Below are 16917 nucleotides of genomic sequence, written 5' to 3'. Positions count from 1 at the left end.
ATGGCAAGTGCGAAAATCGTAGCGCTCCCGATGATCGAGAAGCACTCCGATCCCGAGCCGGCGGCTGTCGCCGCGAAATCTTCCGCAGCGGAAATTTCCGCTGTGGAAACTGTGGCCAACGCGTCTGCGCCGGTCACTAGTTCGGAGCTTCCTGTACCGGCGTCGGAGCCCGTTCCGACGGTTTCGCTGACCAAGGTGTTACGGAGCCTGTTGGCGCAGATCACCCGCGAACGGCTCATCACCGCTGCGCTTGCCTGCATCTCGATCGGGGCCCTGTTTCTGTTCTGGTACCTCGGAACCAAGTACCGGTTCGAGTTCTACATTCGCTTCAAGAACGTTCCGACGCCCTATGAAGTGTATCAGCAGCTGACCCAGGTCGGGCTTTCGAACAAGTATCTCTTCAATATTGCCATCAGCGTCCGGCGCATTCTGCTTGGCTTCTTCATCGCCATGGCCATCGGCGTTCCGCTTGGGCTTGCGATCGGAAAATATCAGCGCGTGCGCGACCTGTTTATGCCCGTGATCGAGATCTTGCGGCCGATCCCTGCGATCGCCTGGGTTCCGATGTCGATCATGCTGTGGCCGAACAACGAGGCCAGCATTGTCTACATCACCTTCATCGGTGCCTTTTTTCCCATCCTGCTCAACACCATTCACGGCGTTCATTCGCTGGACGGCGTATTGGTCCGGGCGGCGCGCTGCCTTGGCGCAAGCGAGTTTCGCCTGTTCCTCAACGTGATCCTGCCCGGCTCGCTGCCGCACATCTTCACCGGCCTTGCCGTCGGCATGGGCGTGGCATGGGTGTCGCTGATCGCTGCCGAGATGATCTCGGGACAGTTCGGCGTCGGTTACTTCACCTGGGAGGCGTACTCGCTGGTGGATTATCCCGCGATCGTGCTCGGCATGATCACCATCGGTTTCCTCGGACTGGCTTGTAGCGGCATCATCAGGATGGTCGGCGTTCTCCTGATGCCATGGCTGGCATTCGCACCCGGAGGCAGGCGATGACGATGGCAATGACAGATACCGAAACCAACAAGGGCTTCATCGACGTGCGTGACATGGGCGTCACGTTTGGCGCCAACGACAACAAGGTCGTCGCAGTCGAGAATGTGTCGCTCAACGTGCAGCCCGGCGAATTCGTCTCGCTGATCGGACCCTCCGGCTGCGGCAAGTCGACTTTGCTCAGCATCGTCGCCGGCTTCGTCAAGCCGACGCTTGGCGAGGCGCTGCTCGATGGCAAGGCGATCACCAAGCCCGGTTCGGACCGCGGGGTGGTGTTCCAGCAATACTCGCTGTTCCCGTGGCTGTCGGTTCGCAAGAACGTCGAGTTCGGCCTGAAGATGGCGGGCGTCGAACAGAGCAAGCGCAACACCACCGCGCGGGCGCTGCTCGATCTCGCAGGCCTGCTTTCGTTCGAGAACCATTATCCGGACCAGCTCTCCGGTGGCATGAAGCAGCGCATCGGCATCGTCCGCGCGCTGGCGACCAGCCCGCAGGTTCTCTTGATGGACGAGCCGTTCGGCGCGCTCGACACGCAGACGCGCGTCGTCATGCAGGAAATCCTCACCAACATCTGGCAGCAGTTCCGGATCTCGGTGCTGTTCATCACCCACGATATCGAAGAATCGATTTTTCTCTCCGACCGCATCTACGTGATGACCGCGCGGCCGGGCCGCATCAAGGCGGAAATCAAGGTGCCGTTGCCGCGTCCACGCAGGGCCGAGATGACCGACACGCCGGAATTCATGAACCTGGTGCAGGAGCTCAAGGGGCTGATCCGCGAAGAGTCGCTGGCTGCCATGGCTCCCGAGATCAAGGATCGAGGCCTTTCAGGCTTCGGAATGAAAGTGGGACCGAAAGGAGTAGGCGAAATCTTCTAGAACACGCTTGAACGTCGCGGCCGTACAGGCGCGAAAACACCAATCAAAGACATCAACCAAGGAGAGACGCGAAGAGCGCGCGCGTCAACGACGACCTGCGCCTGCGTCACAGATCGGAGAATTCAATGGCAACGAAACCAAATATACTTTTTTTCCACGTCGATAATCTCGGCATGGGCGAACTCGGCTGTTACGGCGGCGGCATTCTGCGCGGCGCCGATACCAAGCGCATGGACGCTTTCTCCAAGCAAGGCGTCAAGCTGACGCATTATGTCGTCGAGCCGCAGTGCACGCCGACCCGCTCGGCGCTGATGACCGGTCGTTTCCCGATCCGCTCGGGCAACCACACCATCGCGCTCGGCGGCAATGGCGGCGGCATCGTCAAGTGGGAGCGCACCATCGGCTCGATCCTGTCGGAAGCCGGCTACGCGACCTCGATCTACGGCAAGTGGCACATCGGCGCCGAGGACGGACGCTTTCCGACCGATCACGGTTTCGACGAATGGTACGGCCCGTTGCGCACCTATGACGAGTGCATGTGGCTGACCGATCCGCACTACGTGGCGGAGCGCGACGGCTTCTCGCACATGCATGAAGGCGTCAAGGGCAAGGGTGCATGGCCGCTCAAGGATGAGCAGCTCACCATGGAGACCAAGAAGACCTGCGACCTCGAGTACCAGAAGCGCGCCATCAAGTTCATGGAAAAATCCGTCAAGGCGGACAAGCCGTTCTACTGCTACTTCAACCACTCGCTGATGCACTTCCCGATGAGCCCGCGCGACGAATTCGTCGGCAAGAGCACCAACGGCGATTGGGGCGACTGCCTATTGATGCTCGACCATGACTTCGGCGTGCTGCTCGACAAGCTCGACGAACTCGGCGTTGCCGACAACACCATCGTCGTGATGTGCGGCGACAACGGCGCCGAGGACCATCTCGCCGGCCGTGGCACCGGCGGTTTCTTCGACGGCTCCTACTTCAGCTCGGCGGAAGGCGGCATCCGCACGCCACTCCTGATCCGCTGGCCGAATCGCATTCCCGCAGGCATCGAAAGCAACGAGATGGTTCATGTCACCGACATGTTCACGACGCTGCTGTCGATGACCGGCTGCAAGGCGCCCGCCGACCGGCTGATCGACGGTGTCGACCAGAGCCCGTTCTTCCTCGGCAAGCAGGAAACCTCCAACCGCGAGTCCTGTATCGTCTGGCTCAAGGACGAACTGCACGCCGTGAAGTGGAAGGACTTCAAGATCAACTTCAAGCGGCAGCAGCATTTCCACGATCCGGAACTGGCGCTCGGCTTCGCCCGCATCACGCATCTGAAGGAAGACCCGAAGGAGCGCGATGCCGTCAACCAGCGTTACGTGCGCTGGTGGGTGATGCAGCACGCCCAACGCATTATCAGGGATTTCGAGGAGAGCGCCAAGAAGGAGGAGCTGATTCCGCCCGGCGCCGCGCTCGATTTCGTGCCCAAGCAACACGCCAAGGCCTGAATGTGATGACTGCACCGACGGGAGCGGAAACGATCGCGCATGGTGCAGCCGACAATCGCCAGGGAGAGGGCTGCTGCCCTCTCCCTGGCCAAACCAAGGCGGGCCTGGTGCCCGACGGGGTCAACCGTGACTCCATGAGCTGGATTCCGGGCGGCAGCTTCCTGATGGGCTCCAACAGCTTCTATCGGGAAGAACGCCCGGTCCGTCCTGCCTTCGTCGAGGGTTTCTGGATCGACATCTATCCCGTCACCAATGCCGAGTTTCGCAAGTTCGTCGACGCGACCGGGTACGTCACCTATTCCGAACGCCCGCCTAATCCGGCGATGTATCCCGACGCCGACCCTGCGCTACTGGTGCCGGGTTCGCTGGTGTTCGTTAAGCCCGATCGCCCAGTCAGCCTGCGCAACAATCTCGCCTGGTGGGAATATCGGCCCGGCGCGGACTGGCGGCATCCAGAAGGGCCGGGGAGTTCGCTCGCCGGCCGCGACGATCACCCGGTCGTGCACGTGGCCCATGAGGACGCACTCGCCTATGCGGCATGGTGCGGCAAGGAGTTGCCGACCGAAGCGGAATGGGAGTTCGCCGCGCGCGGCGGTCTTGAAGGCAAGGCCTATCCCTGGGGCGATGCCGCCAATCCCGAAGGACGGTTTCTCGCCAACACCTGGCAGGGCCTTTTTCCCCACGAGAACCTGAACGACGACGGATACGAGGGCACCTCGCCGGTCGACGCGTTTCCGGCCAATGGCTACGGCCTGTTCGACATGGTCGGCAACGTCTGGGAATGGACGTCGAGCCCTTACGATGCCGTGCCGGATCAGCCGCCGCAATCCTGCTGTCATCCGAGCGCCGGCGATGACCGATCGACGCGCCGCGTGGTGAAGGGCGGCTCGCATCTCTGCGCTCCCAATTACTGCCTGCGTTACCGGCCGTCGGCCCGTCAGGGCGAAACGGTCGATTCTTCCACCTGTCACATCGGCTTCCGCTGCGTCGTGCGTAAACCGCCGGGCTGACGAGAATCAGCCGCCGGACTCGAACAAGCCGTCAACATCTTTTGGATAGATCTCATGCAAGTCGCGAACCCCACCGTTAGCCAATCAGAATTCGAAGACTCGCCGTCGATATCAGCGGTGCTTCGCGCCCCGAACCTTTTTGTTCGTGAATCGCTGGCCGGTGTGATCACGGCGCTGGCGCTGATCCCCGAGGTGATTTCGTTTTCGTTCGTCTCGGGCGTCGATCCCAAGGTGGCGCTGGTCGCCTCGATCGTGCTTTGCCTCGTGATGTCCGTTCTCGGCGGCCGGCCGGCCATGGTCACCGCGGCTGCCGGTTCGATCGCGCTGGTGATCGGACCGATGGTGAAGCTGCATGGGGTCGGCTACATCCTGCCGACCATCGTCCTCGCCGGTATTATTCAGATCGTGTTCGGCCTTGCCGGGCTGGCGCGGTTGACGCGCTTCATCCCGCGTTCGGTAATGATCGGCTTCGTCAATGCGCTCGGGATCCTCATCTTCGCCGCGCAGGTGCCGCACATTTTCAACGTTCCCTGGCTCGTCTATCCCTTGTTCGCATTGACGATTGCCATCGTCCTCGTCATGCCGCGCATCACTACCGCCGTGCCGGCGCCGCTCGTCGCCATCATCGTGGTGACGTCGATCGTGATCCTGGGGCACCTCACGGTTCCTAATGTCGGCGGCGAGGGCACGATGGCGCCTGGCCTGCCGGGCATCACTGCGTTTGCCGTTCCCCTCGATCTCAACACGCTGCGCATCATCTGGCCGACCGCGATCAGCGTCGCCTTTGTCGGTCTGCTGGAAACTCTGCTGACGGCCAAGCTGGTCGACGACCTGACCGACACGCGGTCGCACAAGGGCAAGGAATCCTGGTCGCTCGGGGTGGCCAACATCGCCGCCGGGTTTTATGGCGGCATCGGCGGATGCGCGATGATCGCCCAGACCGTCGTCAACGTGAAGATCGGGCAGGGCCGCACCCGCATATCGACCGCAGTTGCAGCCATCGTGCTGCTGGTGCTGGTGACGGCGCTCAGCAACCTCATGGCGCAGATACCGATGGTCGCGCTGGCCGCCGTCATGATGATCGCTGCGCTCAAGACGATCGACTGGCACAGCGTCAGGCTGGCGACGCTCAAGCGCATGCCGATCCCGGAAACGCTAGTCATGGTGACGACTGTGGCGGTAACGGTCGTCACCGGCAATCTCGCGATCGGTATCGCCGTCGGCGTGGTGCTCGCGATGATCCTGTTCGCACGGCGGGTCGCGCATGTCATTCGCGCTGAGCGGACCGTGAGCCAGGACGGCCAGTCAGTCCGATACAGTGTTCACGGGCCGCTGTTCTTCGGTTCCAGCAACGATCTCGTCGAGCGCTTCTCTTACGGCGAAGATCCCAAGCGCGTCCTGATCGATCTCACCCATTCCCAGATCTGGGATGCGTCGAGCGTCGCGGCGCTGGATTCGATCGAAACCAAATACCGCGACCACGGCGCCGCCGTCACCTTCACCGGGCTCGACCAGCGCAGTTCCTCGTTTCACGAGCGGCTGACCGGACAGCTAGGCGCGTGAATTTCGTATTGCAGGACGAAAGGACTATTCGATGGCCATCACCCAATGGATATCGACCCTCACCAGCAAGATCGTGCGCGCCTGGGCCGGCCGCTACCGGCCGGAGCGGCACTACATGCGCGGGGCCGGACCGGCCTCGAAACGCAGCCATCGCCAGGGCGCCGGCTCATAGGCGTGATCCTCAACAAAAAAGGCTCCGGAAAACCGAAGCCTCTTGATTCGACCAATCGGCGCCAAACCGGCTTCGCGTTCACTTCAGGACTTTCCGTGCGTCGCTGGCGTCTTGCCCGTCAACCCCTTGAACGGGTCGAGGGTTTGCCTGGCAAGACGGTTGTGGAGTTCGCAGATCTTCTGCGACTCGGCGACCGAGGTCTCGTAAGCCCGCTTCACGAATTCGCTCTGAACCGTCATCGCCTTGTCGAGCGAGCGAACGCCGCTGAGCTGTTCGACAAACGATCCGAACTCCTCGATCGATTTCCTTGTGTAGTCGCGATAGGCATTGGCGATGGTCTGCAGGCTTACCGGCGCAGTCTCCGCTGCGGACTCGACTGGCGCGTGCTGGATCGACGCGGCCTCGGCGGGCGCGGCCTCTACTGCTGCGGGCTGGATCGATGCGGCCTCGGCGGGCGCAGCCTCGACTGGTGCGGGCTCGGCCGGCGAGGGCGCCGCGGTGGGCTGCAGCTCGGGCGACGCGGCAACGGCATCGACGGGTTCGTCGATGGCCGGCTGATCGACCTTCGGGCTCTCCGCGTGAACCGGTTCCGGTCGCGGTGGTTGATCCTGATCCGGGCTTTGCAATTCAACCGGCGCCGGGCTCACGGTAGGGCTCTTGGTCGGGCTCTCTTGAGGAGCGGCTTTCTTGCCCCGCTCGCCCTTGCCCTTGCGCCGTCCGGATTTCCCGGCCGGTTTGCCCTGTTCTGTATGCGACATCTTCTTCCCCTAATCCCTGTCAACCCGAAGGTCGAGACTCTGCCTTGTTTGCGATGTAATCGCGGTTCTTGCTTGTCCGTTACGCGGCGCTCGCGTGGTGAGATTTTGGAGGGCGGCGTCGGCGACCCGATTTGTCGATGGGGCTGACGCCGGGACTATTCCTCCATAAGCTTTTTCCGTGATATCAGTTCCCGGTCAGGCGTAGGGGATCGTTGAGTATGAATTCGCAGTCAGTCGCCGGTCTTTTGGGAGCCATCGTCGCATCGATCGTGATGGTGGTTGCAATCGCCTATGGGCCGATCGGCCAGTTCGGAAAGCCCGCCAAGCCGGCGAGCATCCAGCAACCCGCGCCGCTTCAGCCGGTTCCGGCGGCGCCAGCCCCGCGCGGGCCGGTGATTCGGGAAGTGCCGAACTAGGGGCGCGGGACCGCCCCTTGCGGAATGCCCCGGGCATTCCTATCTGGTATTCAACGGCGACGTTGACGCTTCAAAGCTCCGGCGCTGGGACGACCATGAATAGTTTGGCTGCGCCGGATGTACGCGCGCCCTCTGTTCGTGGTCGTTGGCATTTTCAGAGCATTTTCAAGCGAAGCAGGGCGCGGATCCGATCCGGCGGCGGCTACCGAGTAGCCCGCGCTAGGCGGACACCGGGGCGGTTTCGCCCCGTTTTCACCGTCCGGTCACCTCGTTCCTGAAGCTCGCCTTGGCATGTCGGGCGGCGGCGGATATACGCTGGCGATCATGAATGACGCCATCAAACCGGGCCCCGAAACCCCGTCGCAGGCCGGTTTGCCTGAGCTTTCGGTCGTTGTGCCGACCTTCAACGAGCGCGACAACGTCACCGTGCTGTACCGGCGGCTGGAGGCCACGCTGTCAGGCATTTCCTGGGAAGTGGTCTTTGTCGATGACAATTCCCCTGACGGGACCTGGGAAGTGGTTCGGGCGCTGGCGCGGAAGGATTCCCGCGTCCGCTGTATCCGCCGGGTCGGACGCCGCGGACTGTCGGGTGCATGCATCGAGGGCATTTTGGCCTCGAGCGGCCCCTATGCGGCAGTGATCGACGCCGATCTGCAGCACGACGAAACGCAACTGCCGAAGATGGTCGCGCTGCTGCGGAGCGGCGAAGCGGAACTCGTGGTCGGCAGCCGCTATGTCGAAGGCGGCAGCGCCGACAGTTTCAACAAGCAGCGGGCAGGGGCCAGTCAGCTTGCAACCGAGGTCGCCAGGCGCACCCTGAAGGTCGAGGTCGCCGATCCCATGAGCGGCTTCTTCATGATCCGCCGCGATCGCTTCGAGCAATTGGCGCCGCAGCTCTCGACCCAGGGCTTCAAGATCCTGCTCGACATCATAGCGACCGCGCAGGGCAAGCTGCGCACCATCGAAATTCCCTACACGTTCGGCTCGCGCCAGCACGGCGAGAGCAAACTCGATTCCATGGTGGCGCTGGATTTCCTCGGCCTGGTGCTGGCCAAGCTGACGCACGACGTGGTCTCGCTGCGTTTCCTGTTGTTCGCAATGGTCGGGGGCACCGGCCTTGTCGTGCATCTCGTGACGCTGTTCATCGCGCTCGAAATCTTCAAGGAGCCGTTTGCGGAGGCGCAGGCCGCCGGTGCGCTGACTGCGATGACCAGCAACTTCATCCTGAACAATTTTCTCACCTATCGCGACCAGCGGCTCAAGGGATTTGCAATCCTGCGCGGCCTGTTGCTGTTCTATCTCGTCTGCGGCGTCGGACTGCTCGCCAATGTCGGCGTCGCGTTCGCGGTCTTCGATCAGGAACCGATCTGGTGGCTCGCAGGGCTTGCCGGCGCGCTGATGGGCGTGGTCTGGAACTACGCGATGTCCGGACTGTTCGTCTGGCGCAAGCGATGACCGGAAAATGAATTCGAACGAGGCTCGGGTTGCGCTCAATACGGGTCTGGCGATCCTGGGGCTCGTTGCGCTGCGCCTGATCGCCGCGGCGTTCACGCCGATCACCTTCGACGAAGCCTACTATTGGATGTGGTCGAAGCATCTTGCTGGCGGCTACTACGATCATCCGCCGATGGTCGCGGTGGTGATCCGGCTCGGCACGCTGATCGCAGGCGATACCGAGTTCGGCGTACGGCTGGTCTCGATCCTGCTGGCGCTGCCGATGAGCTGGGCGATCTATCAGGCCGCCGCCATCCTGTTCGGCAGCCGGCGTGTGGCTGCGTCGTCGGCGATCCTTCTGAACGTCACGCTGATGGCCGCGGTCGGCACCATGATCGTCACGCCGGACGCGCCGCTCCTGGTGGCTTCCAGCCTCCTGCTGTTTGCGTTGGCCAAGGTGCTGCAGACCGGTCACGGCGTGTGGTGGCTGGCGGTCGGCGCCGCCGCCGGTTGCGCGCTGCTGTCGAAATACACCGCGCTGTTCTTCGGGCCGGCGATCCTGATCTGGCTGGTCGCCGTTCCCAAGCTGCGGCATTGGCTGATCTCGCCGTGGCTTTATCTCGGTGGGCTCGTGGCGCTAGTTCTGTTTGCGCCGGTCATTCTCTGGAACGCCGGGCACCACTGGGTTTCCTTCATCAAGCAGATGGGGCGGGCGAGGATCGAGGATTTCCATCCAGTCTACATCGCCGAACTGATCCCGACGCAGATTGCGTTCGCGACGCCGCTGGTGTGGATCCTCGGCGCGATGGGGCTGTACGCGCTGTTCCGCCGACGCGCCGGCGCGCTGCCGGCGCGCGTGCTCGTCAACATGATGTTCTGGGTCATCGTCGCCTATTTCGTCTGGCACTCGCTCCATGCCCGCGTCGAGGCCAACTGGTTTGCGCCGGTCTATCCGGCGTTTGCGATTGCTGCCGCCGTCGCCGCGCATCTGGTCGAATGGGAGCCTCGCTGGCAGCGCCTGGTCGACTTCTGCCGGCGCTGGGCGTTGCCGGGCGGCGTCCTGATGTTCGTACTGCTGGTCGTGCAGGCCGACACCGGCGCGCTGTCGGGCTATCGCCGCGATGCCACCGTGCGCAGCGTCGGCATTGGCTGGCGCGAAACGGCTGATGGAATTGAGGCGGTGAGGGCGCGCATCGGCGCAACATGCGTGCTTGCGCCGGATTACGGCACCACCGCATGGCTCGCCTTCCATCTGCCGAAGGGCACCTGCGTCGTGCAGCACGGCCAGCGCATCCGTTGGATCAACTTGCCCGAACCTGATGCGGCACAGCTCGCCGGCAAATTGCTATATGTATATGAGGCGCGGCTCGGCGATGCGCCCTATCTGAAGGACAGGTTTGCCCGTGTCGAACGGGTCGGGGAGGTCCAGCGCAAGCGCGGCCCGCTGCTAATCGAGACCTATGCGCTCGATCTGCTGGACGGCCCCAAAGTCGAAGTGCTCGAGCGCTCGCCGCCGCCGGAAGCGCGATAGAGCGCGCGGCCGGTCACTCCGCGGCGTCGGGATGCGTGCGTTGATCCATCGTGGGATGTTCGCCCCGCCACAGCCAGACCGTGAGCGTGCCTGATCGGCCGCGAATCTGCGTCTCGACAGGGCCGGCAAGGCTGCCGGTTTTCAGCCGGGCGCCGATGCGCTCCGCCGCGATGCGCAACGTATCGCTCAGCGCCAAACGGACATCGTGACGGGCCGCCACTTCCATCAGACGGCTCGCGATGTTCACGGTGTCGCCGGTTGCGGTGATGTGCTGATGGTTTCGGCCGCCGAGCCGGGAAGCGACGATCGGCCCGAAATGCGCGCCGATCTTGAAGCCGATGCGATGAGCGATTGCAGGCGGCAACGCCTCGATCCAGCGTTCGGTCTTGACGCAGAGCGCGATCGAACATTGCGCCGAGCGCGCAGCGTCATCCGGCGCTGCCTCCGGCAGGCCGAACAGGATCATGGCGCCATCGCCGAGGAAGCTCGTGATCATGCCGCCGCAATGCGTCACTTCCTTGTCGACCAGGGCGTGAAACTCCTTCAATAGCCCCCTCGTGGCGTCGGGATCGAGCGTTTCGCTGAGCGAGGTAAATCCGGACAGGTCGACGAACACGACGGCGGCATTCTGCCTGACCGGCGCCAGCAGGAAGTCGGGATCGCGCGTGAGCCATTGCTGCAGGCCCGGCGTCTGGAATTGTTCGAGCAGCTTGTTCTGCGCGGCGAGATGCTGTGCGCTACTCCGGCCCGACCACAATTGCAATGTGCCGAACAGGATGATCGGCGGTGCAGCAGCGGCAATGGTGGTTGCGGCGTCGAGCCATATGCCGTGCGCGAAAGCAATCGCATTCGCAGCCAACCACGCCAGCGCCACCGCGCTGACCGTCAAGAGACCGATTGCATTTCGTCGCCAGGCCAGCAAGCCGACCAGCAGCACCGGGAGCAGGATCGTCGTGACGGCCTCGACGATACGAACCGACCGGTCGCGCACGACGCTGTCTCCTGCGACCAGATGCGTAATCGCGGTGGAAATGATTTCTACACCCGGCATCAATGAATCGAACGGCGTCGGAAAGAAGTCGCCGGCGCCGGTCGCGGTCGCGCCGAGCACGACGATCCGGCCCTGGATGGCTTCCTTGTCGATCTGGCCGTCGATCAGATTTGCGGCGCTGACGGTGCGAATGGTCTGGCGCGGGCCGTAGTAGGAAATCGGCAGCGCATAATCGGAAGCAGTCGCGATCGGCCGCTCGCCGAACAGCAGGCGGTCGGGCTCGATCGTCAGCTTCTGGCCGATCGCGACGGACGCGACGCGAAGCGGAAACGACAATTCGATTCTGTCGCGCGTCCGGAACAGCATCGGGACCGAGAGCGGCGTGCCGGTCTGGCGCGTCGTGACATTGGCGATGCCGACTTCCGCGCGGTCGGCAAATGCCGGCAGCGGCAGCAGGAAGCGATCGGCCTTCGGCAGGCGTGCCAGCGGCCCATCGTCCTCCGCGGAAGCCTGAACGGTGTTGGAAAATACCGCCGCTGCCGCAAGCACGGTCGGACTCGTCGTCAGCGATTTCGCGAGTGCCGCGTCGCCGTCGGCGGGCCCTTTGTCGACCAGCAGGAGATCGATCGCGATGACCTTCGGCTCCAGCCGCGCGATCGCCTCGACGATCCTGGCGATCTCCGTGCGCGGCAGGGGATAGGTGCCGGCGAGCTTGACGATGGTGTCGTCGATCGCAACGATCGTGACGAGGTCCGGCGGCGGCTTTACGCCGCGCACGAGCGTTCGCATATCGGTCAATGCCGACTCGAGGCGGTCGAGAAACCGCAAATGGCCGCTGGTATGGCCGAGCCATATCGCGCCTGCCCACAATACCGTGCAGAGCAACGCAGCCAGAATAGGAAGACGTCGATGGCTCATTCGCTTGATTTCTATTGTCCCAGTCTTGCCATCAGGGCCGTAACGCGCGCGGGCGGCCAGCGTTTCACGATCAGCTCGCCAGATCCCTCGACATCGACACCGTCGCCGGCGCCGAGTACGACGCGGCCGGGACCGGTGCGGCGCGCAACGCTCACGCGGCCGTCGACGACAAAGATGGAGGTCTTTCCTCCCTCGGCATCTACCGCCCATTTGGTGCCGCGCACCGCGGCAATCGCCTGCGGCGTCACCACGTTGAACCAGGTACGGCCCGGCTTCTTCGGCACTTCGAGCAGCAGGGCCTTGTTGCTCAGTTCGACGGAATCGACATGGCCGTCGCGGTTGCGATCCCCGAGCTCGAACTTCGCGCCGCTTTCGGACACGATCGTGATCGCCTTCTCGCATCGCAGGGTCTGTATCCCCTGGGCTGTTTGCGCGGACGTGCATCCCAGTCTGGCCGGCTGCGCTGCAGCGTCACCAACGAGCAGCACGAGACTTGAGAAAATAATACATCCGGCGCGTGCTAGCATTGTCATGGCAGCTTCCCTTTCGGGCTATCTGGAGCAGAGGGAGCAGGGATGATACGGTAACGTATCACGTGCCGCCCTCAGTGCAAAAGCATGGGACCGGCGATAGTATGTCTGCCTGCGGGGGTGAAGGTTCGGCGGAATGGGTCCGATCCGGTAAATCGGCATAGCGATCCGGCAGATCGGCAAAGCCGACCGAAAACGGTGGTTTTTAGTCGATTTTTTTTGCCTACCGGTGTCGGCCTGGCGAGCCCCAGAACGTCTTGTAGCGGGCAAACCAAAAATCGAGGTCCGCCATGTCCGGTTCCGCACTGAAACCCGCCGCCGAACTCGCCCGCGGAAACATCGTGCGCTTTCCCAACGAGAGCGCCGAATATCGCCGCGCCCGCGAGCAATTGCTGACGGAAGAAATCGAACTGCGCCGTCACATCGAACGCGTCGCCGAATTGCGCCGCGCGCTGCCGCCGGGAGGGGCGGTGATGAAGAATTATGAATTCGAAGGCGAGGGCGGCAAGGCAACCTTGTCGGACCTGTTCGGCGACAAGCCGACGCTCGTGATCTACAGCTACATGTTCGGCCCGGCCCGCGAGCAGCCGTGCCCGATGTGCACGTCCTTCATGAGTACCTGGGAGGCGAAGCTGCCCGATGTCGAACAGCGCATCGCGTTCGTCTTCGTGGCGCGCTCGCCGATCGCGCGGCTGATCGCGGCGAAGAAGGCGCGCGGCTGGACGCGGCACCGGATCTCTTCGGATGCATCGGGCGACTACACGCGCGATTACGTCAGCGCCGCAGATGCGGACATGCCCGGCTACAACGTGTTCACGCGCCGCGACGGCAGCATCCGCCATTTCTGGTCCGGCGAAATGGGGCCATCGACCGCCGATCCCGGACAGGATCCGCGCGGCGCGCCCGACATCGATCCGCTGTGGACCATTCTCGACACCACGCCGGAAGGACGCGGCAGGGATTGGTATCCGCGCCTGAGTTACTAGCGGCGGCACAAGTGGACGTTGCCGGCTCTATTTACAAATCCTGGAATTGCTGTATGTGATCGCGCGCTTCTCGCCGATCTCTGGGAAAGACGATGCTTCGTATAGACACCAATGTTTCACGTTATGCAGGCCAGCCGGTCGTCCGGCATGGTCGCGCTTTGGCGTGTTCGGTTGGCGTGTATCCAACGAGAGCACCGATTTCGCAAAGCGAACCAGCAGCGTAAGACGGCGGCGGGTCTTCCCTCTGCCGTCCAGGCAGAGAGAAATGATCCGCACGATGCCCTTCGCGGCTAAATGCATCCCCTCAACTCCCTGCCTGCAAACCGAACCGGCCTGTGTCGCGACTGACATGGGATTCTGCCGGAGTCCCGAAGGGCCTTCGGAACGAGGTATATTGCAGTGAAGGAGGATCCAATGCGATCCGATCCCTACCAGGAGCGGGCCAGGGCTTTGGCCGTTGAAGCCGGGCTTGACCCCGATGCGAAGATCGATCGGCCCGGCCAGCGGCCGATGCCGACGTGGTGCCTGTTTCGCGATGCCGCGCGCAAGGAGAAACTTGCGCGGGAAGCGCAGGCCGTTGCCGCTGATATCGCGCTCAAGCCGCAGGTCGCGCAATACCAGAACAGCCCGCTCAGGGTCTTCGGCAAGCACGATGACTCGACGATCGCGCAGATGCGCAATTGCATGTCGGTCGGCAACGCGGTCGCCGGGGTGATTTGCGCGGACGGGCATCTCGGCTATGCGCAGCCGGTCGGCGGCGTGATCGCCTATGAGAAGCAGATCAGCATCTCCGGTGTCGGCTTCGACATCGGTTGCGGCAACATGGCCGTACGCCTCGACACGCCGTTCAGCCAGATCGAAGGCAACGTCGGTACGATCATCAAGGACGTGCACAACGTCATCTCGTTCGGCGTCGGACGCACCAACGACGAGCGGGTCGAGCATGAACTGTTCGACGACGCCGATGCGTGGCGTGAATCCGACATGGGTGCCTACCGGCAGAAGGCGGTCTCGCAACTCGGCACCGTCGGATCGGGCAACCATTATGTCGACCTGTTGCGCGACGAGGCGGGCTTTGTCTGGATCGGCGTGCATTTCGGCAGCCGCGGCCTCGGACATACCAGCGCGACCCGCTACCTCAAGGCTGCGGGCGGCAAGGACGGCATGAACGTGCCGCCCGCTGTCATCGACGAGGACAGCGAGATCGGGCGGCGCTACATCGCGGCGATGCAACTCGCCGGGCGCTACTCCTATGCCGGCCGCGAATGGGTGATCGATCGCGTGCGCAGGATCATCGGCGGCGAGGTCACCGACATGGTTCACAACCACCACAATTACGCGTGGCGGGAGAACCATGGCGGCAGGGATTTGTGGGTGGTGCGCAAGGGCGCGACGCCGGCATTTCCCGGCCAGCGTGGCTTCATCGGCGGATCGATGGGCGACGATGCGGTCATCGTTGAAGGCGTCGACAGCGAGGAGGCGAAGGCTTCGCTCTACTCGACGGTGCACGGCGCGGGCCGTTTGTTTGGCCGCAAGGAGGCCAAGCGGCGGTTCACGCGGGCCGAGATGGACGCGTGGCTGCAATCGCGTGGCGTGACGCTGGTAGGCGCCGACCTCGATGAAAGTCCGATGGCCTATCGCCGGCTGCCGGAGGTGCTGGCCGAACACGCCGGTTCGATCAGGGTGCAGCACACGCTGCGTCCGTTCGCGGTGGCGATGGCTGGCGAGAATGAGTTCGACCCGTTCAAGGATTGAGGCCGAACTTGGCCCAATATGGGACATCCGGCGTGGCTCACGCCGAATGTCCCTGTTTGGGACCGATCCCTGCAGCATTACGGCGGTAATTTCTCCAATAGTTCCATGGATTTGGGCCCGCCTTACATCCGCCCGCGTTTAATCCGGATTTAACTAAAAGTCGCCTTAATGACGCTCTGTGCCTCTGCGAGATGCTGCAGGGAACGTCTCCGGACGCGGCATCAAAGGGGGTCTTGGTGGTAATTGTCCTGGGCGTTGTGTGAATGAGTAAGCGTACGCGTGCGTTCGGCCCTGCGGCCCACAACCGCAGGAAATCCTCTCGCAAGGGTATCTCCCAACGTTTTCTCGGCGGTGTCGCGCTCGCGGGCCTCGTGCTGGGCTGCGCGTGGACCGTTTACACCAACGTGCTCGGCGCCAGCGTCTATCCATCCGTGAACAGCGCCGCCTTCGAGGCGCCCGCCGTCAAGAACCCGACTACCGTCGCTGCCCATCCGGTGCGGCCGGCTTTCAACGAAATATTCGCATCGCTGGAGCAACGGCCGCTGGTGATGCCTGCGCCGGAGAACGTCGCGTCTTCGCTGATGTTCACCGAACGGTTCGCCGCAGCGGCGGCGCAAGGCCAGCCATCCAGAGCTTTCGAGCCCCAACCGGTCGAAGCGACAAAGCTGGCGGAAGCTTCGCCGCCGGCCGAAGCGCCGAAGGCCGTTCAGGCGTCGAAGCCCGCGGAGACGCCGAAGCCGAAAGTTTCCACCCCGGCTACCAAGCTCGCCTTGAACGTTCCGGCCACGCCGCCGAAGGAGATCGAAGCCAAGACTGCGGAGGACAAGACCGCGAAGGTATCCTCCGGCTCTTCCGTTCGCGACATGGCGCAGCGCGCCAAGGCCGCCGTGATGTCGATTGCTTCAAACGAGAAGCAGACCATGGTGGAAAAGCTGTGGGGCAAGCAGCCGGCAGCTGGCGGGTTCCTGGCTTACGCATCCGCCGACGCCAGCGTCACCGGCAGTATCATCGATACACGAAGCCAGAACCCGATGATGGGCGGCTCGCCGCCCTATGACCGCCAGACCGCGGTCTACGATATCGCCGCCAAGACGGTGTATTTGCCCGACGGTACCAGGCTGGAGGCGCATTCGGGGCTCGGCTCCAAGATGGACGACGTGCGCTATTCGCATGTGCGGATGCAGGGCGTGACGCCGCCGCACATCTACGAAATGAAGCCGCGCGAGGCGCTGTTTCACGGCGTGCCGGCGCTGCGGCTGACGCCGATCGGCGGCGAGGAAAAGATCTACGGCCGCGACGGGCTGCTCGCGCACAGCTACATGCTCGGGCCGAGCGGCCAGTCCAACGGCTGCGTCTCGTTCAAGGACTACTACGCATTCCTCGACGCCTACAAGAACAAGGGCATCCGCCGCCTCGCGGTGCTGGCGAAGATCCAGTAGCGCGTCGCGGAACAATAGGCATTTGTGGTTATGGGTCC

General features: G+C 63.3%; 16 protein-coding genes. 12 read left to right on the top strand and 4 right to left on the bottom strand.

All coding sequences use genetic code 11. The features are described 5' to 3' along the window. The 6 genes from IVB22_RS29810 (at position 1) to IVB22_RS29785 (ending at position 6121) form a co-directional block, all read left to right on the top strand. The gene (locus tag IVB22_RS29810; RefSeq protein WP_247520733.1) at positions 1–1008 is read left to right on the top strand and encodes an ABC transporter permease; all 1008 of its coding nucleotides are present in this window, start codon (positions 1–3) and stop codon (positions 1006–1008) included. A gap of 2 nt (positions 1009–1010) precedes the next feature. Further along, a complete protein-coding gene (locus tag IVB22_RS29805) occupies positions 1011–1883 on the top strand; it encodes an ABC transporter ATP-binding protein (RefSeq protein ID WP_247520732.1) in 873 nt (290 codons plus the stop codon). A gap of 125 nt (positions 1884–2008) precedes the next feature. Beyond that, entirely contained in the window at positions 2009–3376 is a 1368-nt protein-coding gene (locus IVB22_RS29800; protein ID WP_247520731.1) for an arylsulfatase, read from the top strand. A gap of 134 nt (positions 3377–3510) precedes the next feature. After that, entirely contained in the window at positions 3511–4386 is an 876-nt protein-coding gene (locus IVB22_RS29795; protein WP_247520730.1) for a formylglycine-generating enzyme family protein, read from the top strand. A 54-nt stretch (positions 4387–4440) separates the two neighbouring features. Continuing rightward, positions 4441–5949 carry a SulP family inorganic anion transporter gene (locus IVB22_RS29790; RefSeq protein ID WP_247520729.1) on the top strand — a complete coding sequence of 503 codons (1509 nt, stop codon included), beginning with the start codon at positions 4441–4443 and terminating at the stop codon, positions 5947–5949. A gap of 31 nt (positions 5950–5980) precedes the next feature. After that, positions 5981–6121 (top strand): hypothetical protein, encoded by a 141-nt coding sequence (locus IVB22_RS29785; RefSeq protein WP_247520728.1) that lies wholly within the window; start codon positions 5981–5983, stop codon positions 6119–6121. Between the two features lie 83 nt (positions 6122–6204). Here the strand turns inward: IVB22_RS29785 and IVB22_RS42120 are convergent, their stop codons facing one another. Beyond that, a complete protein-coding gene (locus IVB22_RS42120; protein WP_374207745.1) occupies positions 6205–6513 on the bottom strand; it encodes a phasin family protein in 309 nt (102 codons plus the stop codon). A 584-nt stretch (positions 6514–7097) separates the two neighbouring features. On the opposite strand from IVB22_RS42120, the gene IVB22_RS29775 reads away from it, so the two are divergent. From IVB22_RS29775 to IVB22_RS29765, 3 genes are all read left to right on the top strand, one after another. Then, the gene (locus IVB22_RS29775) at positions 7098–7295 is read left to right on the top strand and encodes a hypothetical protein (protein WP_247520726.1); all 198 of its coding nucleotides are present in this window, start codon (positions 7098–7100) and stop codon (positions 7293–7295) included. A gap of 324 nt (positions 7296–7619) precedes the next feature. Further along, positions 7620–8750 (top strand): glycosyltransferase family 2 protein, encoded by a 1131-nt coding sequence (locus IVB22_RS29770; RefSeq protein ID WP_247520962.1) that lies wholly within the window; start codon positions 7620–7622, stop codon positions 8748–8750. A gap of 7 nt (positions 8751–8757) precedes the next feature. After that, positions 8758–10260, top strand: coding sequence for a glycosyltransferase family 39 protein (locus IVB22_RS29765; protein WP_247520725.1), 1503 nt, complete (start codon positions 8758–8760; stop codon positions 10258–10260). Between the two features lie 13 nt (positions 10261–10273). Here IVB22_RS29765 and IVB22_RS29760 read toward each other — a convergent pair whose 3' ends face one another. Next, entirely contained in the window at positions 10274–12169 is a 1896-nt protein-coding gene (locus IVB22_RS29760) for a CHASE2 domain-containing protein (RefSeq protein ID WP_247520724.1), read from the bottom strand. Between the two features lie 11 nt (positions 12170–12180). Continuing rightward, positions 12181–12702, bottom strand: a complete 522-nt coding sequence (locus tag IVB22_RS29755; RefSeq protein ID WP_247520723.1) for a FecR domain-containing protein — start codon at positions 12700–12702, stop codon at positions 12181–12183. Positions 12703–12989: 287 nt separating this feature from the next. Here IVB22_RS29755 and IVB22_RS29750 point away from each other — a divergent pair, with 287 nt between their 5' ends. Beyond that, positions 12990–13685 carry a DUF899 family protein gene (locus IVB22_RS29750; protein ID WP_247520722.1) on the top strand — a complete coding sequence of 232 codons (696 nt, stop codon included), beginning with the start codon at positions 12990–12992 and terminating at the stop codon, positions 13683–13685. A 27-nt stretch (positions 13686–13712) separates the two neighbouring features. Here IVB22_RS29750 and IVB22_RS29745 read toward each other — a convergent pair whose 3' ends face one another. Continuing rightward, complete coding sequence (locus IVB22_RS29745) at positions 13713–14036, bottom strand: hypothetical protein (RefSeq protein ID WP_247520721.1); 324 nt, start codon at positions 14034–14036, stop codon at positions 13713–13715. Positions 14037–14099: 63 nt separating this feature from the next. Here IVB22_RS29745 and IVB22_RS29740 point away from each other — a divergent pair, with 63 nt between their 5' ends. Together IVB22_RS29740 and IVB22_RS29735 are read left to right on the top strand one after the other, a co-directional pair. Continuing rightward, positions 14100–15440: an RtcB family protein gene (locus IVB22_RS29740; RefSeq protein WP_247520720.1), complete on the top strand. Its 1341-nt coding sequence runs from the start codon at positions 14100–14102 to the stop codon at positions 15438–15440. A gap of 263 nt (positions 15441–15703) precedes the next feature. Then, on the top strand, positions 15704–16879 hold the full coding sequence (locus IVB22_RS29735) for a DUF2778 domain-containing protein (protein ID WP_247520719.1): 1176 nt from the start codon (positions 15704–15706) through the stop codon (positions 16877–16879). Positions 16880–16917: the final 38 nt, after the last annotated feature.

Origin of the sequence: Bradyrhizobium sp. 190 (genome assembly GCF_023073415.1) — a bacterium.
In the GTDB taxonomy this organism is placed as follows: domain Bacteria; phylum Pseudomonadota; class Alphaproteobacteria; order Rhizobiales; family Xanthobacteraceae; genus Bradyrhizobium.
Note: the sequence above shows the minus strand (reverse complement) of the source record. Positions and strands in the feature narration are given on the sequence as shown.

Coding starts and splice junctions, on each gene's coding strand:
- IVB22_RS29810 (WP_247520733.1), top strand. CDS start 1: ATGGCAAGTGCGAAAATCGTAGCGCTCCCGATGATCGAGAAGCACTCC.
- IVB22_RS29805 (WP_247520732.1), top strand. CDS start 1,011: ATGGCAATGACAGATACCGAAACCAACAAGGGCTTCATCGACGTGCGT.
- IVB22_RS29800 (WP_247520731.1), top strand. CDS start 2,009: ATGGCAACGAAACCAAATATACTTTTTTTCCACGTCGATAATCTCGGC.
- IVB22_RS29795 (WP_247520730.1), top strand. CDS start 3,511: ATGAGCTGGATTCCGGGCGGCAGCTTCCTGATGGGCTCCAACAGCTTC.
- IVB22_RS29790 (WP_247520729.1), top strand. CDS start 4,441: ATGCAAGTCGCGAACCCCACCGTTAGCCAATCAGAATTCGAAGACTCG.
- IVB22_RS29785 (WP_247520728.1), top strand. CDS start 5,981: ATGGCCATCACCCAATGGATATCGACCCTCACCAGCAAGATCGTGCGC.
- IVB22_RS29775 (WP_247520726.1), top strand. CDS start 7,098: ATGAATTCGCAGTCAGTCGCCGGTCTTTTGGGAGCCATCGTCGCATCG.
- IVB22_RS29770 (WP_247520962.1), top strand. CDS start 7,620: ATGAATGACGCCATCAAACCGGGCCCCGAAACCCCGTCGCAGGCCGGT.
- IVB22_RS29765 (WP_247520725.1), top strand. CDS start 8,758: ATGAATTCGAACGAGGCTCGGGTTGCGCTCAATACGGGTCTGGCGATC.
- IVB22_RS29760 (WP_247520724.1), bottom strand. CDS start 12,169: ATGAGCCATCGACGTCTTCCTATTCTGGCTGCGTTGCTCTGCACGGTA.
- IVB22_RS29755 (WP_247520723.1), bottom strand. CDS start 12,702: ATGACAATGCTAGCACGCGCCGGATGTATTATTTTCTCAAGTCTCGTG.
- IVB22_RS29750 (WP_247520722.1), top strand. CDS start 12,990: ATGTCCGGTTCCGCACTGAAACCCGCCGCCGAACTCGCCCGCGGAAAC.
- IVB22_RS29745 (WP_247520721.1), bottom strand. CDS start 14,036: ATGTCAGTCGCGACACAGGCCGGTTCGGTTTGCAGGCAGGGAGTTGAG.
- IVB22_RS29740 (WP_247520720.1), top strand. CDS start 14,100: ATGCGATCCGATCCCTACCAGGAGCGGGCCAGGGCTTTGGCCGTTGAA.
- IVB22_RS29735 (WP_247520719.1), top strand. CDS start 15,704: ATGAGTAAGCGTACGCGTGCGTTCGGCCCTGCGGCCCACAACCGCAGG.